We start from the raw sequence: 20,205 nt of genomic DNA, 5'->3' as shown, positions 1-20,205 counted from the left end.
TGGCTAAGCCCGGCAGAGAGCTAGCGCGGCATCAACGCGCCAACCAATTACTACGAGCTCGTCCGGGTTGTACATAAGCTGCGACGGTAGTCCCCGCACTGCTCAAAGGTCAAATTGCCCCCGCGCCCCGCGGGCCGCGCCGGGGTCGATGCGAGAATGTGCGGCGTGAGTCAGCCCGCCCCGCTCGTCATCCGTATCTCGCCGATGGCCCATATCGCCGTCGGTTTCATGACCCTGGGGATCTTCGCGCTGATCTACGCCCTGCCCAGCTGGAGCTGGGTGCTGATCGCGGTTCCGGTGCTGGCCTCGGCGGTGATCGCGCGCTACCGCACGGTGGCCGATCGCGAGCAGGTGACCGCCCGGACCATGCTGAGCAGCACCACCGTGCCATGGACCGATATCGACGGTCTGCGGTTCACCCGCTCGTCCTGGGCCAAGGCGCGACTGACCGATGGCAACGAAATCACCTTGCCCGCTGTCACATTCGCGACGCTGCCGCTGTTGACGGCGGCCAGCGGCGGCCGGGTGCCCAACCCCTACGAGTAGGTCTCGACCTCCTCGCGAACAGACGCGTGTACCCCCGAAAAGATCCACTTTCGGGGGTACACGCGTCTGTTCGCGGAGGGAAGGTCAGGCCAGCGGGTTGACGCCGTTGAGCAGCACCCACATGCCGATTCCGAGCCCCACGCCCAGCAACAGCGCCAGGAACGAGCCGACGAACGGGCGTCGGGCCCAGCCTCGTCCGGCGTCGAAACCGTAGCGGCCCGGGCCGGTCAGTGTCAGTGCCGCCGCAAGCAGTACCAGCACCACCTGATGTTCGAGACCGGTGGCGGTCACGAAGTCGGCAAAGCCGATGTTCTGCTGTGCGGCGATGGACGCCAGCAGGGCATTGACCAGGTAGGCCAGCGCAGCCGCGGCGGCCAGCGGAGTGAAAAGTCCCAGCACCAGCAGCAGGCCGGCACCGATCTGCGCGCCGGCGCCGACATAGGTGAGCACCCCGGCATGCTGGTAGCCGAGCTCCGAAAGCGATCCCTCGAAGCCACCGAGGCCCGAACCGCCCCACCAACCGAACGCCTTCTGCAGCCCGTGCACGATCATCAGCGCGCCCAGGCCCACCCGCAGCAACAGCAGCCCCAGGTCGAGCGTGCCGCGGCGACCCGCGATGCGGATCTGCTGTTCGGCGTCGTGCGGACCGATCTCGGTCGGGACCGCGGGCGCGGCGCTGGCATACGGGTTGGGGGCGGCCGGCGACACATAGGGAAGCGGCTCGGGATCGTTGAGCAGCGCAAAGCCGGACTGGTCCGCCTTGGCCCCGCCGTCGGTGTCATACCGCGGAATGGCGGTGGTCTCGAAATCGCCCCCGTAGGTCGACGAGGGAAGATCGTCTTCGGGGTCGACCAACTGCGCCGACGCGGGCCGTTGCCAGTCGGTCATGTTCTGCGGTTCAGCGGTCACGAAAACAAGCGTAGGGGCAAGTTGCTGCAGAACCACGCATTGGCGCGGTCCGCCACGTACCTTATCTGCACTGTTGCCGAGTTGTGACACTGGCGTCGCGCCCCCGCGGTGGATCTGCGCGGCGGAGTAGGGACACGCCAGGCCTTGGACCGACCTTCGTGGCGCGCACCGCGCGACGATCCGTAACCTGGCCAGCATGACATTGGGCGGACCGACGCGGATTGCCGTGGTGCTGTGCGCGGTGCTGCTGGCGGGTTCTGGATGCGCGCGGTTCGACAACGCACAGTCCCAGCCGTTCACCACCGAACCCCAGATGGCGCCGCCGCCCCAGACCAAGCCGGAGCCTCCGCCGCCGCTGCCCGGGACACCGTTCCCGAAGGCCTGCCCGGCACCGGGTGTGATGCAGGGCTGCCTGGAGAGCACCAGCGGCCTGATCATGGGCGGCGACAGCCAGTCGGCGCTGGTGGCCGAGCGCACCACCGGGGTGGTCAAGGAGGTCTCGACGAAGGCCGAACCGGTGGTCAAGATGACCATCCCGGTCGATCCATCGGGTGACGGCGGGCTGCTCGACATCATCAAGTCGCCCACCTATGCCCAAGATCGACTGATGTACGCCTATGTCAGCACCCCGACCGACAACCGGGTGATCCGCATCGCCGACGGCGACATCCCCAAGCCGATCCTGACCGGCATCCCCAAGGGCGCGGTCGGCAATGCCGGTGCGCTCAAGTTCACCAGCCCGACCACCCTGCTGGTGCTCACCGGTGACGCCGGCAACTCCGCCCAGGCTGCAGATCCGGCGTCGCTGGCCGGCAAGGTCCTGCGCATCGAGCAGCCGACGACGGTCAACCAGGCCCCGACGACGACCGCACTGTCGGGCATGGGTTCCGGCGGCGGCATGTGTGTCGACCCGTCCGACGGTGCGCTCTACATCACCGATCGCACCCCGTCGGCGGACCGGATGCAGAAGATCACCAAGGACTCGGTGGTGTCGACGGTCTGGACCTGGCCGGACCGCCCCGGTGTCGCCGGATGCGCCGCGCTGGACGGCACGGTGCTGGTCAATCTGGTCAACACCAAGCAGACCGTGGCCCTGCGGCTGGCGCCCGAGACCGGCGCGGTCACCGGTGAACCGGAGGTGGTCCGGCAGGACCAGCACGGTCACGCCTGGGCGCTGGCGGTCTCCCCCGACGGCAACATCTGGGGCGCGACGGTCAACAAGACATCCGGTGACGCCGAGAAACTCGACGATGTCGTCTTCCCGTTGTTCCCGTCCGGCGGCGGATTCCCCCGCCAGAACGCGGACAAGACCTAGCGACTTCGGTGAGGTTGCGTGCGGCGGCCGCACGCAACCTCACCGAAATCCCGCTAGGAGCAGGCGGCGAGCACCAGTTCGCGCACCCGTGCGGCGTCGGCCTGACCCTTGGTGGCCTTCATGACCGCGCCCACGATCGCGCCGGCGGCAGCCACCTTGCCGCCGCGGATCTTCTCGGCGATATCGGGTTGGGCGGCGAGCGCGTCATCGATGGCCGACTGGATCAGTGAGTCGTCGCGGACCACCACCAGTCCGCGATCGTTCATCACCTGCTCGGGCTCGCCCTCACCGGCCAGCACACCCTCGACGACCTGGCGGGCCAGCTTGTTGGAGAGCTTTCCGTCGTCGACGAGCTTCACCACCGCGGCGACCTGAGCCGGGGTGATCGGCAAATCGGACACGGCCACTGATCTTTCATTGGCCTTCTGCACCAGGAAGTTGCCCCACCAGGCGCGCGCGGCCTCGCTGGACGCGCCCTTGGCCACCGTGGCCGCCACCAGATCGATCGCGCCGTTGTTCACCAGGTCGCGCATCACCTCGTCGGAGATGCCCCACTCCTGCTGAACACGCTTGCGCGACAACCACGGCAATTCGGGAATGGTGCCGCGCAGCCGCTCCACCAGCTCGGCGGGCGGAGCCACCGGCTCCAGATCGGGCTCGGGGAAGTACCGGTAGTCCTGCGCGGTCTCCTTACTGCGGCCCGCGGTGGTGTACCCGTCCTCGTGGAAGTGACGGGTCTCCTGGGTGACCGTCCCGCCGGATTTCAGTACCGCGGCCTGCCTGCGCATCTCGTAGCGGACGGCAACCTCGACACTCTTGAGCGAGTTGACGTTCTTGGTCTCGGTGCGTGTGCCGAATTCGCTGCTGCCCTTGGGTTTCAGCGACACGTTCGAATCACAGCGCATCGAGCCCTGGTCCATCCGCACATCGGATACGTCGAGCCCGCGCAGCAGGTCGCGTAATGCGGTGACATAGGCACGGGCGATCTCCGGGGCACGTTCACCGGTGCCCTCGATGGGCCGGGTGACGATCTCGATCAGCGGTACGCCGGCCCGGTTGAAATCGGCCAGCGAGGTGGTCGCGCCCGCGATGCGGCCGGTGTCGCTGCCCAGGTGGGTCAGCTTGCCGGTGTCCTCCTCCATGTGCGCCCGCTCGATCTCGATGCGCCAGGTGCTGCCGTCCTCCAACGGGACGTCGAGGTAGCCGTCGATGGCGATCGGCTCGTCGTACTGGCTGATCTGGTAGTTCTTGGGCTGGTCGGGGTAGAAGTAGTTCTTCCTGGCGAACCGGCCCCACGGCGCGATGTCACAGTTGAGCGCCAGTCCGATCCGGATGGCCGACTCGACGGCGGCCTGGTTGAGCACCGGCAGCGCGCCGGGCAGGCCGAGGCACACCGGGCAGACCTGGGTGTTGGGGTCGGCGCCGAACTTGTTGGCGCAGGGGCAGAACATCTTGGTCGCCGTGGACAGCTCGACGTGCACTTCCATGCCCATCACGGGGTCGAACTCGGCGATGACGTCGTCGTAGTCGGCGAGTTCGGCAACAGAAGTGGTCATGACAGCTGATTTTAGTGTCAGCCCGGCATCGGCCTGCCGCGAGGCCAGGTACGGGACCTAGCCGAAGAATTCGGCCGCGTCGTCGTAGCGACTCTGTGGCACCAACTTGAGCTGGCGGGTGGCATCGGCCAGCGGGACCCGACCGATGTCCTGACCACGTAGGGACACCATCATCCCGTACTCCCCCGCGTGCGCGGCGTCGGCGGCGTTGACCCCGAAGCGGGTGGCCAGCACCCGGTCGTAGGCGGTCGGGGTGCCGCCACGCTGGACGTGGCCCAGCACCGTCACGCGGACATCCTTCTTGATGCGCTTCTCCACCTCAAGGGCGAGCTGCTGGGCGACCCCGGTGAACTTCTCGTGCCCGAATTCGTCCATCCCGCCCTGGCGGAGCTGCATCGTGCCCTCGGCAGGCTTGGCACCTTCGGCGACGACGCAGATGAAATGCGAATCCCCGCGCTGGAAGCGCTGTTTGACCAGCCTGCACACCTCTTCGATGTCGAATGGCTGCTCGGGGATCAAGGTCATGTGCGCACCGGAGGCCAGCCCCGCGTTCAGGGCGATCCAACCCGCATGACGGCCCATCACCTCCACCAGCATCACCCGTTGGTGCGATTCCGCGGTGCTGTGCAGCCGGTCGATGGCCTCGGTGGCGATGGTGAGCGCCGTGTCATGCCCGAAAGTCACGTCGGTGCAATCGATATCGTTGTCGATCGTCTTGGGCACGCCGACGACGGGCACCCCTTCCTCGGACAGCCAACTCGCCGCGGTGAGCGTGCCCTCGCCACCGATCGGGATCAACACATCGATGCCGTTGTCTTCCAAGGTCTGCTTGATCTGCGGCAATCCGGCGCGCAGCGTGTCCGGATTGGTGCGTGCGGTGCCGAGCATGGTGCCGCCCTTGGCCAGCAGCCGGTCGTTGCGGTCATCGTTCTTGAGCTGGACGCGGCGGTCCTCCAACAGGCCACGCCAGCCGTCGAGGAATCCGACGACCGACGAGCCGTAGCGCGCATCACTGGTCCGCACCACCGCCCTGATCACCGCGTTCAGGCCTGGGCAGTCGCCGCCTCCGGTCAGCACTCCGATCCGCATGCACATGATCTTGCCAGCTTCGGCGCAGCGCGGCGCGGCCACCGCGCAACGTGTGAGATTCCGGCACCCGCGGTGTTCCTGCTGATCGACATGTCGAACTGATGACTTCTCGGCGACGAGCCGAATCCCACCATAGGGTGATGTCATGACGACTGTCGCAGACCACGTCATCTCCACCCTGTACGCCGGCGGTGTCTCCCGGATCTACGGTCTTCCCGGAGACAGCCTGAACGGACTCACCGACGCCATCCGGCGCGCCGAGGGATTCAGCTGGGAACACGTACGCCACGAAGAGACAGCCGGATTCGCCGCGGCCGCCGACGCGGCGCTGACGGGCCGGCTTGCGGTGTGCGCCGGCAGTTGCGGACCGGGCAACCTGCACTTGATCAACGGGTTGTTCGACGCCCAGCGCTCCCGGGTTCCGGTGCTGGCCATCGCTGCGCACATCCCGCAGTCCGAGATCGGGTCGGAATACTTCCAGGAAACCCACCCGCAGGAGCTGTTCCGCGAGTGCAGTGTGTACTGCGAACTGGTCACCACGGCCGAATCGGCGCCCAGGGTGCTTGGGATGGCGATGCGGGCGGCCATCGCCGAGAACGGGGTCGCCGTCGTCGTGGTCCCCGGTGAGGTGTTCCTGCACAAGACCGATGCCCTGGTCGCCCCGGTGCTGGCCACCCATTCGATCACCCGCCCGACGGATGACGAATTGCTGCGTGCAGCAACGATTCTCAACGGATCGGATAAGATCACCGTGCTGGCCGGCGCGGGCGCCGAGGGGGCCCACGACGATCTCGTCCGGTTGGCCGCCACCCTGCAGGCTCCCGTCGTGCATGCCTTGCGCGGTAAGGAATTCGTCGAATACGACAACCCCTACGACGTCGGGATGACCGGGCTGCTCGGCTTCGCCTCCGGCTACAAGGCGATCAAGGAGGCCGAGGTCCTGCTGATGCTCGGCACCGACTTTCCGTACCGGCAGTTCTATCCCGAGAACGCGGTGGTGATCCAGCTGGACATCCGCGGCCGCAATATCGGTCGGCGCACCCACGTCGATCTGCCCCTTGTCGGATCCGTCTCCGATACCCTGCCCGCGCTGACGCCCCTGCTGACCCCCAAGAGCGATCGCACCCATCTGGACCGTTCGCTACGCCATTACGCCAAGACCCGGCGCCGGCTCGACGAGCTGGCGGCCAATGATCGTGATCGCACCCCGATTCGCCCCGAACACCTTGCCGCCGTAGCTAATCGGCTCGCCGCCGAGGACGCGGTGTTCACCGTGGACGTGGGATCACCGGTGGTCTGGGCGGCGCGCTACCTCACCATGAACGGCCGCCGGCGACTGCTGGGATCGTTCAACCACGGCACCATGGCGTGTGCGCTGCCGTTGGCCATCGGTGCCCAGACCGTGGATCGCGACAGGCAGGTGGTGGCCTTCGCCGGCGACGGTGGCCTGACCATGCTCTTCGGTGAGCTCATCACGCTGTCGCAGAACCGACTTCCGGTGAAAGTCATCGTGTTCAACAACTCCTCGTTGAACTTCGTGGAGTTGGAGATGAAGGCGGCCGGGATCGTCACCTTCGGCACCGACCTGCACAATCCCGATTTCGCCGCCGTCGCCCGATCGCTCGGACTGTTCGGTCGCCGGGTCGAGCAGCCCGGCGACCTGGAGGCCGCCCTCACCGATGCCTTCGCCCACGACGGGCCCGCACTCATCGACGTGGTGACCGCACGCCAGGAACTGTCCATCCCGCCGGCCATCACCGTCGAACAGGCCAAGGGCTTTTCGCTCTACGCGATCCGCACCATCATGGCCGGCCGGTCCGACGAGTTGCTCGACCTCGTCAGCACCAATGTGGCGCGCCGGATCCTGGACTGATCCCCTAGACCCCCTAGAGCGCGGTGGGCAGCTCTCCCCGCGCCTGCTCGTAGGCCGCGCCGACGCGATAGAGCCGATCATCGGCGTGCGCGGGCGCCATGATCTGCAGCCCGACCGGCAGATTGTCCTCGGCCGCCAGTCCCGACGGCACCGACATCCCGCAATGCCCGGCCAGGTTCAGCGGCAGCGTGCACAGGTCGAACAGGTACATGGCCAGCGGATCGTCGACCTTCTCCCCCAGCCGGAAGGCGGTCGACGGGGTCGTCGGGGTGGCCAGCACGTCCACCTTCTCGTATGCCTGCTCCAGATCACGGGCGATCAGCGTGCGGACCTTCTGCGCCTGGTTGTAGTAGGCGTCGTAGTACCCAGCCGACAGCGCGTAGGTGCCGATCATGATGCGCCGCTTCACTTCCGGACCGAATCCGGCGGCCCGGGTCAGCGCCATGACCTCTTCGGCGCTGTGGGTGCCATCATCACCGACTCGCAAACCGAACCGCATGGCATCGAAGCGGGCCAGGTTGGAGGACACCTCCGAGGGCAGGATCAGGTAGTAGGCGGCCATCGCGTGGTCGAAATGGGGGCAATCCACCTCGATCACCTCGGCGCCCAGCGCGGTCAGCTGGTCGACCGCGGTGTTGAACGCGGCCAGCACGCCGGGCTGGTAACCGTCACCACGCAGTTGCTTGACCACACCGACACGCACGCCCTTGAGGTCACCGGACGCGCCGGCACGGGCGGCGGCCACCACATCGGGCACCGGAACATCGACCGAGGTGGAGTCGCGCGGGTCGTGCCCGGCGATCACCTGGTGCAGCAGCGCGGTGTCCAGGACGGTGCGCGCGCACGGTCCGCCCTGATCCAACGAGGACGCACACGCGATCAGACCGAAGCGGCTCACCGTGCCGTAGGTGGGTTTGACGCCGACAGTCGAGGTGAGCGCGGCCGGCTGCCGGATCGAACCACCGGTGTCGGTACCGATGGCCAGCGGCGCCTGGAACGCGGCCAACGCGGCCGCGCTGCCTCCGCCGGAACCGCCCGGTACCCGGTCGGTGTCCCACGGGTTGCGGGTCGGTCCGTAGGCCGAGTTCTCCGTCGAGCTGCCCATCGCGAACTCGTCCATGTTGGTCTTGCCAAGGATCGGGATACCCGCCGCACGCAGCCGCGCGGTGACCGTCGCGTCGTAGGGCGAGTTCCAACCCTCCAGGATCTTCGATCCGCAGGTGGTCGGCATATCGGTCGTGGTGAACACGTCCTTGAGCGCCAGCGGGACCCCGGCCAGGGCGGACGGCAGTTGCTCACCGGCGGCGACCTTGGCGTCCACCTCGGCGGCCGCGGCCAGGGCCTGCTCGGCGCCGACGTGCAGGAATGCGTGGTAGCGCTCGTCGGTGGCGGCGATCTGGTCCAGATGCGCCTGGGTCACCTCGGTCGAAGACACCTCTTTGGCGGCGATCCGGGTGGCCAGGGTGGCGGCGTCTTCGCGAATGAGGTCTTCGCGGATCAAGTCGGTACCCATTATTCGGCCTCCCCCAGAATCCGCGGCACGGCGAACCGGCCGTCCTCGGCCCGCGGCGCCGCAGCCAGCGCCTCGTCCTGGCTCAGCCCGGCCACGACGGCATCCGGGCGGGTCACGTTGACGCTCGTCAGCGGGTTGTCCGTGGCCTGCACACCGGTGACGTCGACGGATTGGATCTGGCCGACATGGCCCAGGATCGCATCGAGTTGGCCGGCGAAACTGTCGAGTTCACCGTCGGTCAGGGCGAGCCGGGCCAGGCGCGCCAGGTGGGCGACCTCGTCTCGGGAAATCTGGGACACGGCGCTCAAGCCTAGTCGTGACCCTCGGGCCGAATCGCCGCGGCCCGATCCCTGTGACAGGGTGTTCGCCGTGCCGTCTTATCTGCTGCGGGTCCAGCTGGAGGACCGACCGGGCAGCCTCGGGTCCCTCGCCGTGGCCCTCGGTTCGGTCGGCGCCGACATCCTGTCCCTCGACGTGGTCGAGCGCGGGGCCGGTTACGCGATCGACGATCTGGTCGTCGAGCTGCCGCCCGGCGCCATGCCCGACGCGCTGATCACCGCCGCCGAGCACATCAAGGGTGTCTACGTCGACAGCGTGCGGCCGCATACCGGGCTGCTGGAGGCACACCGCGAACTCGAGCTCGTCGACCACATCGCCGCCGCCCACGGCCGCCACGACAAACTGCAGGTTCTCGCCGACGAGGCGCCCAAGGTGCTGCGTGTGGGCTGGTGCACCGTGGTCCGCTCCGACGGCTCCGACAACGGGGTGGAGCGCGTCGTCGGGAGTTCCGGTGCGCCGGAGACCCAGGCCGCCAGTGCGCCGTGGCTACCGCTGCAGCACGCCGAGGCACTCGACGGGACCGCGGACTGGGTGCCGCGGGTCTGGCGCGATATCGACATGGCGCTGGCGGCCGCGCCCCTGGGTGACCCGAACACCGCGGTGCTGCTCGGTCGGGCCGGCGGCCCTGATTTCCGCCCGTCGGAGGTGGCTCGGCTGGGCTATCTGGCCGGCATCGTCGCGACCATCCTGCGCTGACCCGGACCGACACAAAGCTGAGAGTCGGCTGTACGCCTGGCTGTTACGGTGGAAATGCGTCCCGACTGCCGGTGATCCGATGAAAGGTCTTGCGTGGGAGAACTGCTGATCGTCCTGGCCATCGTCCTCATCCTCGCCGCCGTCATCGTCTTCCTCGTCGCGCGCAGCAAGCCCAAGACGCCGAAGAAGCCTGCCGCACGCGAGGATCCGATGCGCTTCGCCTCGCAGACCGAGACGTTCGGTCCGCGCCAGCTCGGACCCGGAGCCATCATCAGCCACGGCGGCACCGACTATGTGGTGCGCGGTTCGGTGACGCTGCGCGAAGGCCCGTTCGTCTGGTGGGAACACCTGTTGGAGGGCAAGGCCGATGAACCGCCGGTCTGGTTCAGCGTCGAAGAAGACGAGGGCCGGCTGGAACTGATGTGGTGGCACAAGCGGGTCGGGCTGCCCGCCGAGCCGGGCAGCAGCGTGACCGTCGACGGCGTGACGTTCACCGTCGACGAGAACGGCCGTGCTTCCTACACCACCGAGGGCACCACCGGGCTGCCTGCCGGCGGGGACATGGATTACGTCGATTACACCGGAGCCGATGGCGCCAAGCTCGGCTATGAGCGATGGGCCCCGGAGATGCCGTGGGAAGTGTCCTACGGCACCAGGGTGCGCGCCGGCGAACTGACCGTCTACCCGGCTCCCGCGGCAGGAACGTAGGCACTCCCTTGCCGTTGTACCGACTCCACGTGCCATCCGCCGATGTCAGCGGCGCAAACCTGCGGCTGGCGCTGAATACGCCGGCGCCGAGTGTCCTGGCAAGCGCCACGCTGGCGCACCCCACGGGTGCCGATCTGGTGCTGGGAGTGCTCGGCGCATCCCATGTCGTCACCGTCGGACCGTTCTGTGAGCAGGTGTCCTGCCACCATTTCGGCGACAGCACGCACCTGCCTGCCGCCGCGGAGCGCCCGGGCTACCGGATGATGTCCGACACGGTCGTGCACGATGAGGAGTCCTTCCGACGTATCGCCGCCGATCTGCGTACCCGCTGTGAGTACGAGATCGGTTGGCTGGGCGGCAGCTTCCCCGGCGACGACGCCGCCCTGACGGCGCTCTGCGCCGAACCCGACGGTCCCGGGTGGCGGTGGCAGACCTGGCATCTCTATCCCGAGGGCGGTGCCGGCGGCATGATCGTGCACACCGAAAGCCGTTGGCGGCCATGACGCGCAACACACTGTTCGGCTTCTCCGCACTGCTGGGCACACTCGGAGTGCTGCTGCTCATCAGCGGAATCGCGTTGCAGAACAAGGATGTTCGCAACCACGTGCGGGAAACATACCGACAGTACTCCGCTGACGGCGGCAACGGACGCTACGAATGCAGCGGGTCACCCAAAACCGTGGCCGACGATATCGCCGACTACCACGCACCCGAGGCGCGGGCATCGGATCGCGGCACCGAGTATCTGCGCTACAACGACGATATCGTCACCGTCGGCCCCGAGGGCCGGTACCCGTGCAGCATCCGGGTCGAAGACACCAACGCCCGGTACAGCGGCGGCGGATTCATTTTCCTTGGCCCGGGGTTCACCCCCGGCTCACCAGCGGGCGGCGCGGGCGGTAGCTCCGGCGGACCCGGCGGAACGAAGTAGGAGAACCGATGGGACCGATGGGTACGTCCGACCTTTCGACGGCGGCGCCGTCGATCCTTGCCGTGGAGTTCGGCTCTGTCGACGCGACCAGCCTGACGCAGAACGTGGTCGCTGCGGTGCTGTACTTCGTCGTCGGCATCATCGTGTTCGGCGCGGGGTTCCTGCTGACCGATCTGCTGACGCCGGGTAGCCTGCGCGAGCACATCTTCGTCCAACACCGCCCCAACGCGGTCGCCGTCGCGTGCGGAATGTACGGGTCGTTGTCACTGGTGACAGCCGTGGCCATCATGAGCAGTTCGGCCCAGCTCGGGCAGGGCCTGATCGACGCCCTTGTCTACGGACTTGTCGCCGTGGTGCTGCAGGCCGCCGCGCTGCTCGTCTTGGAGGCGCTGGTACCCGGGCGGTTCCGCGACCTGATCACCGACGAGAAGCTGCACCCCGGTGCCATCGCCACCGCGGTGATCCTGCTGGCGGTGGGAGGGGTGAACGCCGCCGCGCTGTCATGACCACCACCCGATGGCGGGCATTGCTGCTGGCCGCGGTGGCGGCCTGCGCGGCCTGCGGGCTGATCTACGAGCTGGCCCTGCTGACGCTGTCCACCAGCCTGCACGGCGGCGGTATCGTCGCGACCTCGCTGATCGTGGCGGGGTTCGTGGCCGCCCTCGGCGCCGGCGCGCTGGCGGTCAAACCTTTCCTCGGCCACGCCGCCATCACCTTCATCGCGGTGGAGACCCTACTCGGCCTCATCGGTGGATTATCCGCTGCCGCAATGTATGTGGCGTTCTCGTTCATCGGGGACGGATTGTGGATCCTGGTGCTGGGCACGGCACTGATCGGCACCCTGGTGGGCGCCGAGGTCCCGCTGTTGATGACGCTGTTACAGCGCGGCCGAACCGCAGGTGCCGCCGACGCCGGTCGGGTGCTGGCCAACCTGAACGCCGCGGATTATCTGGGCGCGCTGATCGGCGGACTCGCCTGGCCCTTCTTGGTGCTGCCGCAGCTCGGGATGATCCGTGGCGCCGCGGTCACCGGGATGATCAATCTGGCTGCCGCCGCGGTGGTCTCGGTGTTCCTGCTGCGCAGCATCATCGGTCGTCGCCAGCTCGGCGCGGCGCTGGCCGTGCTGACCACCGCCGCGGTGACGTTGACCGCGCTGATCGTCGCTTCCGACGGTATCCAGACCACCACCCGGCAGCGGCTCTACGCCGACCCGATCATCGCCTACCAACAATCGGCCTATCAGGAGATCGTCGTCACCCGCCGCGGCACCGACACCCGGCTGTATCTCGATGGCGGGCTGCAGTTCTCGACGCGTGACGAATACCGCTACACAGAAAGCCTGGTCTATCCCGCCGTGGGCGAGGGCGCACGGGCAGTACTGATCCTCGGCGGTGGCGACGGCCTGGCCGCCCGCGAATTGCTGCGGATGCCCCGCGTCGAGACCATCGTGCAGGTGGAACTGGACCCGGCGGTCATCGAGCTGGCCCGCGGTCCGCTGCGCGATACCAACGGCGGCGCGCTGGACGATCCTCGCGTGCAGGTGATCATCGACGACGCGATGACCTGGCTACGCGAACCCACCGTGCGGCCGGCAGGTGGCTTCGACTCGGTCATCATCGATCTGCCCGATCCCGACAATCCGGTCCTGGGCCGGCTGTACTCGGTCGAGTTCTACGCCATGCTCACCAGGGTGCTCGCCCCCGATGCGCTGGTGGTGGTGCAGTCGGGCAGCCCGTTCTCGACGCCGAACGCATTCTGGCGGACGGTGTCCACGCTGGGTGCGGCCGGTTTCGCGGTGACGCCCTATCACGTTCACGTCCCCACCTTCGGCGACTGGGGTTTCGCGCTGGCGAGGTATGGCGCATCGGCACCTCAGCCCACGCTGCCCGCCGATGCGCCGGCATTGCGCTTCATGACACCGGAGGTGTTGCGCGCGGCGACGGTCTTTCCGCCGGACAACGCGCCGCGGGTGCTGCCGCCCTCGACGTTGGAGAACCCGCGCATCGTCGAGGACATGCGGCAGGGATACCGCTAGGACTCGTCCGTCGGCTCCGGCCCCTCGCTCAGCAGCTTCACGAACCCGTCCTCGTCGAGCACCGGCACACCCAGCTCCATCGCCTTGTCGTACTTGGAGCCCGGCGCGTCACCGGCGACGACATAGGAGGTCTTCTTCGACACCGATCCGGCGGCCTTGCCACCGCGGGCCAGAATCGCCTCCTTGGCCTCGTCGCGTGAGAAGCCGGTGAGCGAGCCGGTGACGACGATGGACAAGCCCTCCAGCGTGCGCTCGATACCGGCGTCCCGCTCGTCGACCATGCGCACGCCGGCGTCCTGCCATTTGTCGACGATGGTGCGGTGCCAGTCGACGTCGAACCATTCGATGACGGCGGCGGCGATGGTCGGCCCGACACCCTCGACGGCGGCCAGCTCCGCCTCCGAGGCCGCCCGGATGGCGTCGAGACTGCCGAACTCGCCGGCCAGCGCGCGGGCCGCGGTGGGGCCGACATGCCGGATGGACAGGGCGACCAGCACCCGCCACAGCGGCTGGGACTTCGCTTTGTCCAGGTTGGCCAGCAGCCGTTTACCGTTGGCCGAGAGTGCACCGGCCTTGGTGGTGAACAGGTCGGTCTGCAGTAATTGGTCTGCGGTCAGCGTGAAGAGGTCGCCCTCGTCGGTGATGGCCCCCGCCTGCAGCAGCGCGCTGGCCGCCTCATAACCGAGGCCCTCGATATCGAACGCACCCCGGCCCGCGACGTGAAAAACGCGCTCGCGCAACTGTGCCGGGCAGGTTCGGGTGTTCGGGCAACGGATGTCGGCATCGCCCTCCTTGGCTGGCGCCAAGGCAGTCCCACACTCCGGACAATGCGTCGGCATGACGAATTCGCGTTCACTGCCATCACGCAGGTCCACCACCGGAGCGAGCACCTCGGGGATGACATCGCCGGCCTTGCGGATCACCACCGTGTCACCGATCAGCACACCCTTGCGCTTGACCTCGGATGCGTTGTGCAGGGTGGCCAGCCCGACGGTGGACCCGGCGACCTTCACCGGCTCCATGTAGGCGAACGGGGTGACCCGTCCGGTGCGTCCGACATTGACCCGGATGTCGAGGAGTTTGGTGGTGACCTCCTCGGGCGGGTACTTGTAGGCGATCGCCCAGCGTGGGGCCCGCGAGGTGGCACCGAGGCGGCGCTGCAGCGACACGTCGTCGACCTTGACCACCAGGCCGTCGATCTCGTGCTCGACGTCGTGGCGGTGTTCACCCCAATAGGCGATGCGTTCGGCGACCGCCGCGATGCCGCGGACCCGGGTGGTGTGGGTGGACACCGGCAGCCCCCAGCCGCCCAGCGCCCGGTAGGCATCGTGCAGCGAGGTCGGGGTGAACCCCTCGGCCTTGCCGAGACCGTGACAGATCATGCGCAGCCGCCGCCGCGCGGTCACCGCGGGGTTCTTCTGGCGCAACGATCCGGCGGCGCTGTTGCGCGGGTTGGCGAACGGCGGCTTTCCCTCGGCCACCAGACCGGCGTTGAGGTCCTCGAAATCGGCGACCCGGAAGAACACCTCGCCGCGCACCTCGAGCACCGCAGGAACGGGGAATTCGTCTGTGCCGGTGAGTCGTTCGGGAATATCGTCGATGGTGCGGGCATTCAGGGTGACATCTTCACCGCTGCGGCCGTCGCCGCGGGTGGCGGCGCGCACCAACACACCGTCGCGGTACACCAGCGCCAACGCGACACCGTCGATCTTGAGCTCGCACAGATAGTCGATCTCGGTACCGATCTCGGCACCCAACCGCGCCGCCCACGCCGACAGTTCGTCGGTGTCGAAGGCGTTGTCCAGCGAGAGCATCCGCTCCAGGTGATCGGCCGCGGCGAAATCTGTGGCGAAGCCGGCACCCCCGACCAGTTGCGTGGGCGAATCCGGGGTGCGCAGTTCGGGGTATTGCTCCTCGAGCGCCTCCAGGCGGCGCAGCAGTACGTCGAAATCCGCGTCGGAGATGACCGGGGCGTCCTTGACGTAGTACCGGAACTGGTGCCCACGCACCTCCTCGGCAAGTTCCTGCCAGCGACCACGCGCCTCTGCATCCGGTGAGCTCACTCTGGTCAGGTTAGTCCAGGGCACCGACGGCTCCGGCCCACCAGCTAAAAGGGCGCCGGAGGTGGGGCAGCGAGCGATTAAACTCATCACCTGTGCCGCATCCGGTCGTGTTCTCCGACGATGATTTCGGGTTGGCCGAGCTGCGCAGAGTGGCCCTCGGCTTCCCGGAGGCCTTCGAGAAGGTGTCCTGGGGCCGACCGGTGTTCTGCGCTCCGAAGATGTTCGCCATGTACGGCGGCAGCCGTAAATCCGACGCGGGGATGATCGTCTACCCCTACTCACTGTTGATCAAGGTCGACGAGTCCGACCGGCGCTCGCTGGAACAGGACGCCCGGTTCTTCTTCCCCGCCTACATGGGCCCGTTCGGCTGGCTGGGCCTGGATCTCACGGCGACAGAGGTGGATTGGAACGAGGTGCGGGAGTTGGTCGACGCATCGTTCCGGTTGGTGGCGGCCAAGAGATTGATCCGCGAGCTCGACGCGCGATGACCGGGATCTTCACGTTTCACCTCGCCCAGATGCCCGCGCGGGTGAGCATGCCGCTGCTGCGGCGGCCGCCGGTGGTGGACGGTCTGCGGCACGCCGAGTGCCTGGCCCTGATGCGGTTGGGCGCGCCGGCATTGTCCCCCGAGCGGATGCAGCTACGCCGGATGGCGATGTTTGCCCGCTGGGACGACGAGGCAGCCGTCGAGGCCTTCCTGACCGGTCCGCAGGGTGGCTGGTTCGGCGCCGGCTGGCATGTCCGGATGACCTTCCTGCGCCGCTGGTCCACGGTGAGCGAGCTGTCTGATCTGCGCCCGCAGACCACCCGCTGGGAGGATGACGAGCCCGTCGTCGCCGTCACACTGGCCCGGATGCGGTTGCCGGAACTGCCGCGCTTCCTGTCGTGGGGCCGCCCGGTCGAGCGATTGGTGCGCGATCATCCCGATGCCACGCTGGCGCTGGCCGCGATGCGCCCGCCGCGATCGGTATCGACCTTCTCGATCTGGCGGTCGGTGCAGTCGATGACCGATATGGTCCACGGGCGGGCGCCGGCCGGGATCGAGCACCCCGGCCGCCATGCGGACGCGATGACCGAACGGCGCCGCCGCGACTTCCACCGGGAATTCGCCACCTACCGGTTTCGGCCGCTGTCCGAGCACGGGTTCTGGAACGGTCGCACCGGTTACGTCCCGTGGCGTTCCAACTTGTAGTGCAACCGGACCGCGGGCATGTTCCAGATCCTCAGCACGTGGTCGGTGCGCAACACCGCCTCGTCGTCGAGGTAGAGATCGAACGTCTCGTGCAACGGCACCCGGCGGGCGAAATGCCGGCCGCGGTCACGAACCAGGATGTAGGCGCCGTCGGTGCCCCATGAACCGGCCGGCGAGACCAGGCGCAGACCGCCACCGGGCCGGTGTTGCGGCTGCAGGAAGACCTGCAGGTTGCCGTCCTCCAGCGGGAAGGCGACGTGCACACTCGGCCGTCGCGCACCGGGAAGCGTTGCGCGCGAGTAACATCCGCTGAACACCGTGTCACCGCTGCGGCGCAGGGTGCGCACCCACGCCGCGGCGGCCTGGTCACCGGAGGCATCGCTGATCACCGACACCCTGCCGTCCATGCCGTAGGCCACGTCCAGCGGACGCATCGGCAGCGCCAGTTGCTGCACTCGCCTGCCGAAAAGCCGTGACACCGCTTCACCGGCCGGCCAGAACAGCGGGGACCAACTGCTCCACACCTCCATCCGCCATCGGGCGGTGCGGGTATAGAAGTCATGGATCACCGGGTGCACCACGGCGGGATCGAAGCCCGGCCCCGCCAGCACCGACAGCGACGGCTGCAGGCCCGCGTCGGGGTCGTCGTCGACCAGCGTTCCGCCGCGCCGGACCGCTTCGGCCTGCATCCAGCCCGCGACGCCCATCGGGGCGGCAAGCCATGACTCGTCACCCTGCGGGTCGACCTCCCGGCCGGTCGCGCGCCAGAACTTGCGCGTCGCCAGATCCAGCGCGGACAACCTCATCCGCCCGATCTTAAGTGGTCTTCAGAAACGTCCGCAGCCGGTCGAGGACGAGCTCGGGACATTGTTCGACGATCCAGTGCCCCACGCCGGGCACCAGCTCGAGCTCGAAGTCCGAACAGTGTTCGGGCAGTACCCGCAGCAGTTCCGGTGTCAGCACCTTGTCGTCGGTGCCGTGCAGCCACCGCACCGGGACGTTCACCTTGTGGTGGTCGAATTCGCCGCGCAGCCAACGGATTGCCTCCCGCCGCTGAAACGTGCGGTACCAGCGCGAGCCCGCCTCGGCGTAGCCGGGACGACGCATGCAGTCTACGTAGAACGCGATATCGGCGGGCGGTGTCTGGAACTGCCCACCCACCCACGGTCCGAGCAGGTTGAAATAACGCGCCTTGCGATCGGCGATGACGCGTGGCCCGATCACCGGCAGCATCATCGGGACCTGGTACCACATGCGCCAGAAGTTCAGGATCGCCTCCCGGTCGTGCTTGAGCCACGGCACGGCGGTGTTCATCCCCATGAACGCCGCCACCTTCGCCGGGTGGCGCAACATGAAGATGGTGGCCACCGGTCCGCCCCAGTCGTGGGCGACGAGCTTCACCGGGCCCACGCCGAGACGATCGCAGACCGCGGCAAGATCATCGGCCATATCGTTCTTCAGATAGCGATCCCGCGGTGCCGAACTCCACCCCGCCCCGCGAAGGTCCGGGCACAGCACTCGATAGCCGTCGGCCGCCAGTGGAGCGATGAGTTCGCGCCACTCCCACCAGTTCTGCGGGAACCCGTGGATGAACATCACCGGCTGACCGTCGGCGGGACCGGCATCGGCGACATGGATCCGGACGCCCGAACCGAGGTCGACATAGCGGTGTTCGACGCCGGGAAGATCGGGCGGGCTGTCTGTGACGACGGGCATCACGACACTGTACGTTATGCGGTACCGCCGGTATCACAGCGATTGGCGATCATCCGCGCGAGCCGCCCACACGAGCGGGCGAGTCATGATGAGATAGGCGACACCATGAGTATCGACAGCCCCTTCCCCCAGGTGCAGATTCCCACGTCAAGCGTCTACGACTACCTCTTCGCCGATATCGATCCGGCGGTGCTCGACGAGGTCGCGTTGTTGGACACCAAATCGAACACCCCGACCACCTACCGCGAGATGATCGGGCGCATCGACGCCTTCGCCGGCGCGCTGGCCCACCGCGGTCTCGGACCCGGCGACGTCGTCGGCCTGCTCGCCCCCAACAGCGCGGCCTTCGCCGTCGCGTTCCACGGGATCCTGCGGGCGGGCGCCACCGCGACCACCATCAATGCGCTGTTCACCGCCAATGACATCACCAAACAACTCAAGGACTCCAAAGCCGCACTGCTGGTGACGATCTCGGCGCTCAAGCCGCAGGCCGTACAGGGCGCACAGGGTGCGGGCCTCGACCCGTCGGCGGTCGTCGTGCTCGACGGCCCCGGGGCCGATGCCGACGGGCATCCCAACGCCGCGGACCTGCTCGGTGCCGGCCACGCCGCACCGACCGTCGAATTCGATCCGGCCACGCATCTGGCGGTGCTCCCCTACAGCTCGGGAACCACCGGGAATCCCAAGGGAGTGATGCTGACCCATCGCAACCTGGTGGCCAATGTCGCCCAGATCCGCCCGCTGCAGAAGATGACCGCCGGCAACCGGGTACTGGCGGTGCTGCCGTTCTTCCACATCTACGGCATGACGGTGCTGCTCAACGCCGCCCTGCACGCACGGGCGCAACTGGTCATCATGCCCAGCTTCGATCTGACCGAGTTCCTGTCCAACATCGCCGAGCAGAAGTGCACGCACGCCTTCATCGCCCCACCGGTCGCGGTGGCATTGGCCAAGCATCCGCTGGTCGACGACTACGACCTGTCCTCGCTGCACGGCATCATGTCCGGCGCCGCACCGCTGGACGAGGAACTGGGCAAGGCCGTCACCGCCCGACTGGGCACCCCGCTGGTGCAGGGCTATGGCATGAGCGAACTCAGCCCGGTGAGCCACCTGACCCCGTTCGACGGCGGCAAGGAGGCGCTCGGCACGAGCGCACCGATGAGTTCGTGCGGTTGGACGGTGCCCAACTCGTCGAGCAAGCTGATCGACCCGGAGACCGGCGCCGAGATCGGGCTCCCGGAGTCGGGCCTGTCCGACACCGGCGAACTGTGGTTCAAGGGGCCGAATGTGATGGCCGGTTATCTGAACAACGAGGAGGCCACCCGGCAGACCATCGACGCCGACGGCTTCCTGCACACCGGCGATCTGGCCCGGGTGGACCCGACCGGCTGCGTGTTCATCGTCGATCGGCTCAAGGAGCTGATCAAGTACAAGGGCTACCAGGTGCCCCCCGCCGAGCTGGAAGCCGTTCTGCTCGGCCATCCTTCGATCGCGGATGCCGCGGTCATCGGTGTCGTCGACACCGAGTCCGGTGAGGAAGTGCCCAAGGCGTTCGTGGTGCCCCAGCCCGATACCGACCTCACCGCCGAGGCCGTGATGGATTACGTCGCAGGCCAGGTCGCGGCGTACAAGAAGGTGCGGCAGGTCGCGTTCATCGACGCCATCCCGAAATCGGCATCCGGGAAGATCCTGCGCAAGGACCTACGCGGCAGCTGAGGGGGCCG

General features: G+C 67.7%; 20 protein-coding genes. 12 read left to right on the top strand and 8 right to left on the bottom strand.

What is annotated here, in order from left to right; genetic code table 11:
* Nucleotides 1–156 precede the first annotated feature (156 nt).
* The gene (locus G154_RS23410; protein WP_023985559.1) at nucleotides 157–546 is read left to right on the top strand and encodes a PH domain-containing protein; all 390 of its coding nucleotides are present in this window, start codon (nucleotides 157–159) and stop codon (nucleotides 544–546) included.
* Between the two features lie 84 nt (nucleotides 547–630).
* On the opposite strand, the gene G154_RS23405 is transcribed toward G154_RS23410, so the two are convergent.
* Nucleotides 631–1,434, bottom strand: coding sequence for a DoxX family membrane protein (locus tag G154_RS23405; RefSeq protein ID WP_110806989.1), 804 nt, complete (start codon nucleotides 1,432–1,434; stop codon nucleotides 631–633).
* A gap of 217 nt (nucleotides 1,435–1,651) precedes the next feature.
* On the opposite strand from G154_RS23405, the gene G154_RS23400 reads away from it, so the two are divergent.
* Nucleotides 1,652–2,770 carry a PQQ-dependent sugar dehydrogenase gene (locus tag G154_RS23400; protein WP_023985558.1) on the top strand — a complete coding sequence of 373 codons (1,119 nt, stop codon included), beginning with the start codon at nucleotides 1,652–1,654 and terminating at the stop codon, nucleotides 2,768–2,770.
* A 53-nt stretch (nucleotides 2,771–2,823) separates the two neighbouring features.
* Here G154_RS23400 and gatB read toward each other — a convergent pair whose 3' ends face one another.
* Entirely contained in the window at nucleotides 2,824–4,326 is a 1,503-nt protein-coding gene (gene gatB, locus G154_RS23395; RefSeq protein ID WP_019513578.1) for an Asp-tRNA(Asn)/Glu-tRNA(Gln) amidotransferase subunit GatB, read from the bottom strand.
* A 57-nt stretch (nucleotides 4,327–4,383) separates the two neighbouring features.
* Entirely contained in the window at nucleotides 4,384–5,415 is a 1,032-nt protein-coding gene (locus G154_RS23390) for an ATP-dependent 6-phosphofructokinase (RefSeq protein ID WP_019513579.1), read from the bottom strand.
* A 145-nt stretch (nucleotides 5,416–5,560) separates the two neighbouring features.
* Here G154_RS23390 and poxB point away from each other — a divergent pair, with 145 nt between their 5' ends.
* Nucleotides 5,561–7,288, top strand: a complete 1,728-nt coding sequence (gene poxB / locus G154_RS23385; RefSeq protein ID WP_019513580.1) for a ubiquinone-dependent pyruvate dehydrogenase — start codon at nucleotides 5,561–5,563, stop codon at nucleotides 7,286–7,288.
* Between the two features lie 13 nt (nucleotides 7,289–7,301).
* On the opposite strand, the gene gatA is transcribed toward poxB, so the two are convergent.
* Nucleotides 7,302–8,801: an Asp-tRNA(Asn)/Glu-tRNA(Gln) amidotransferase subunit GatA gene (gene gatA, locus G154_RS23380; RefSeq protein ID WP_019513581.1), complete on the bottom strand. Its 1,500-nt coding sequence runs from the start codon at nucleotides 8,799–8,801 to the stop codon at nucleotides 7,302–7,304.
* The gene (gene gatC, locus G154_RS23375; RefSeq protein ID WP_019513582.1) at nucleotides 8,801–9,100 is read right to left on the bottom strand and encodes an Asp-tRNA(Asn)/Glu-tRNA(Gln) amidotransferase subunit GatC; all 300 of its coding nucleotides are present in this window, start codon (nucleotides 9,098–9,100) and stop codon (nucleotides 8,801–8,803) included. Before gatC ends, gatA begins: the two co-directional genes overlap by 1 nt.
* Before the next feature lie 70 nt (nucleotides 9,101–9,170).
* Between gatC and G154_RS23370 the strand changes: the two genes are divergently transcribed.
* The 6 genes from G154_RS23370 to G154_RS23345 all read left to right on the top strand — a co-directional run bounded on the left by G154_RS23370 (nucleotide 9,171) and on the right by G154_RS23345 (nucleotide 13,510).
* Complete coding sequence (locus G154_RS23370) at nucleotides 9,171–9,836, top strand: amino acid-binding protein (protein ID WP_031601425.1); 666 nt, start codon at nucleotides 9,171–9,173, stop codon at nucleotides 9,834–9,836.
* Nucleotides 9,837–9,929: 93 nt separating this feature from the next.
* Nucleotides 9,930–10,544 (top strand): DUF4178 domain-containing protein, encoded by a 615-nt coding sequence (locus G154_RS23365; protein WP_019513584.1) that lies wholly within the window; start codon nucleotides 9,930–9,932, stop codon nucleotides 10,542–10,544.
* Nucleotides 10,545–10,552: 8 nt separating this feature from the next.
* A complete protein-coding gene (locus G154_RS23360; RefSeq protein ID WP_023985557.1) occupies nucleotides 10,553–11,047 on the top strand; it encodes a DUF2617 family protein in 495 nt (164 codons plus the stop codon).
* Nucleotides 11,044–11,475 carry a DUF4247 domain-containing protein gene (locus G154_RS23355; RefSeq protein ID WP_019513586.1) on the top strand — a complete coding sequence of 144 codons (432 nt, stop codon included), beginning with the start codon at nucleotides 11,044–11,046 and terminating at the stop codon, nucleotides 11,473–11,475. Before G154_RS23360 ends, G154_RS23355 begins: the two co-directional genes overlap by 4 nt.
* A 17-nt stretch (nucleotides 11,476–11,492) precedes the next feature.
* Nucleotides 11,493–11,981, top strand: coding sequence for a DUF350 domain-containing protein (locus tag G154_RS23350; RefSeq protein WP_019513587.1), 489 nt, complete (start codon nucleotides 11,493–11,495; stop codon nucleotides 11,979–11,981).
* Nucleotides 11,978–13,510, top strand: coding sequence for a polyamine aminopropyltransferase (locus tag G154_RS23345; protein WP_019513588.1), 1,533 nt, complete (start codon nucleotides 11,978–11,980; stop codon nucleotides 13,508–13,510). Before G154_RS23350 ends, G154_RS23345 begins: the two co-directional genes overlap by 4 nt.
* Here the strand turns inward: G154_RS23345 and ligA are convergent.
* Nucleotides 13,507–15,582 carry an NAD-dependent DNA ligase LigA gene (gene ligA, locus G154_RS23340; RefSeq protein ID WP_237742529.1) on the bottom strand — a complete coding sequence of 692 codons (2,076 nt, stop codon included), beginning with the start codon at nucleotides 15,580–15,582 and terminating at the stop codon, nucleotides 13,507–13,509. The two genes, G154_RS23345 and ligA, sit on opposite strands and share 4 nt — an antisense overlap.
* Before the next feature lie 83 nt (nucleotides 15,583–15,665).
* Between ligA and G154_RS23335 the strand changes: the two genes are divergently transcribed.
* Complete coding sequence (locus G154_RS23335) at nucleotides 15,666–16,061, top strand: MmcQ/YjbR family DNA-binding protein (protein ID WP_019513590.1); 396 nt, start codon at nucleotides 15,666–15,668, stop codon at nucleotides 16,059–16,061.
* Nucleotides 16,058–16,765 carry a hypothetical protein gene (locus G154_RS23330; protein WP_019513591.1) on the top strand — a complete coding sequence of 236 codons (708 nt, stop codon included), beginning with the start codon at nucleotides 16,058–16,060 and terminating at the stop codon, nucleotides 16,763–16,765. The genes G154_RS23335 and G154_RS23330 overlap by 4 nt, the downstream gene beginning before the upstream one ends.
* Here G154_RS23330 and G154_RS23325 read toward each other — a convergent pair.
* On the bottom strand, nucleotides 16,738–17,571 hold the full coding sequence (locus tag G154_RS23325) for a hypothetical protein (protein WP_019513592.1): 834 nt from the start codon (nucleotides 17,569–17,571) through the stop codon (nucleotides 16,738–16,740). The two genes, G154_RS23330 and G154_RS23325, sit on opposite strands and share 28 nt — an antisense overlap.
* A 10-nt stretch (nucleotides 17,572–17,581) precedes the next feature.
* Nucleotides 17,582–18,481, bottom strand: a complete 900-nt coding sequence (locus tag G154_RS23320) for an alpha/beta fold hydrolase (RefSeq protein WP_019513593.1) — start codon at nucleotides 18,479–18,481, stop codon at nucleotides 17,582–17,584.
* Nucleotides 18,482–18,586: 105 nt separating this feature from the next.
* On the opposite strand from G154_RS23320, the gene G154_RS23315 reads away from it, so the two are divergent.
* Nucleotides 18,587–20,197, top strand: coding sequence for a 4-coumarate--CoA ligase family protein (locus tag G154_RS23315; protein ID WP_023985554.1), 1,611 nt, complete (start codon nucleotides 18,587–18,589; stop codon nucleotides 20,195–20,197).
* Nucleotides 20,198–20,205 lie beyond the last annotated feature (8 nt).

The sequence above is a fragment of the Mycobacterium sp. VKM Ac-1816D genome (assembly GCF_000416385.1).
GTDB lineage: Bacteria > Actinomycetota > Actinomycetes > Mycobacteriales > Mycobacteriaceae > Mycobacterium > Mycobacterium neoaurum_A.
Note: the sequence above shows the minus strand (reverse complement) of the source record. Positions and strands in the feature narration are given on the sequence as shown.

What these genes read in the sequence shown, in the direction of transcription:
- G154_RS23345 (WP_019513588.1), top strand. Translation starts at nt 11,978, where the DNA reads ATGACCACCACCCGATGGCGGGCATTGCTGCTGGCCGCGGTGGCGGCC.
- G154_RS23350 (WP_019513587.1), top strand. Translation starts at nt 11,493, where the DNA reads ATGGGTACGTCCGACCTTTCGACGGCGGCGCCGTCGATCCTTGCCGTG.
- gatB (WP_019513578.1), bottom strand. Translation starts at nt 4,326, where the DNA reads ATGACCACTTCTGTTGCCGAACTCGCCGACTACGACGACGTCATCGCC.
- poxB (WP_019513580.1), top strand. Translation starts at nt 5,561, where the DNA reads ATGACGACTGTCGCAGACCACGTCATCTCCACCCTGTACGCCGGCGGT.
- G154_RS23405 (WP_110806989.1), bottom strand. Translation starts at nt 1,434, where the DNA reads ATGACCGACTGGCAACGGCCCGCGTCGGCGCAGTTGGTCGACCCCGAA.
- G154_RS23390 (WP_019513579.1), bottom strand. Translation starts at nt 5,415, where the DNA reads ATGCGGATCGGAGTGCTGACCGGAGGCGGCGACTGCCCAGGCCTGAAC.
- G154_RS23315 (WP_023985554.1), top strand. Translation starts at nt 18,587, where the DNA reads ATGAGTATCGACAGCCCCTTCCCCCAGGTGCAGATTCCCACGTCAAGC.
- gatA (WP_019513581.1), bottom strand. Translation starts at nt 8,801, where the DNA reads ATGGGTACCGACTTGATCCGCGAAGACCTCATTCGCGAAGACGCCGCC.
- G154_RS23355 (WP_019513586.1), top strand. Translation starts at nt 11,044, where the DNA reads ATGACGCGCAACACACTGTTCGGCTTCTCCGCACTGCTGGGCACACTC.
- G154_RS23330 (WP_019513591.1), top strand. Translation starts at nt 16,058, where the DNA reads ATGACCGGGATCTTCACGTTTCACCTCGCCCAGATGCCCGCGCGGGTG.
- G154_RS23325 (WP_019513592.1), bottom strand. Translation starts at nt 17,571, where the DNA reads ATGAGGTTGTCCGCGCTGGATCTGGCGACGCGCAAGTTCTGGCGCGCG.
- G154_RS23320 (WP_019513593.1), bottom strand. Translation starts at nt 18,481, where the DNA reads ATGCCCGTCGTCACAGACAGCCCGCCCGATCTTCCCGGCGTCGAACAC.
- G154_RS23410 (WP_023985559.1), top strand. Translation starts at nt 157, where the DNA reads ATGTGCGGCGTGAGTCAGCCCGCCCCGCTCGTCATCCGTATCTCGCCG.
- G154_RS23400 (WP_023985558.1), top strand. Translation starts at nt 1,652, where the DNA reads ATGACATTGGGCGGACCGACGCGGATTGCCGTGGTGCTGTGCGCGGTG.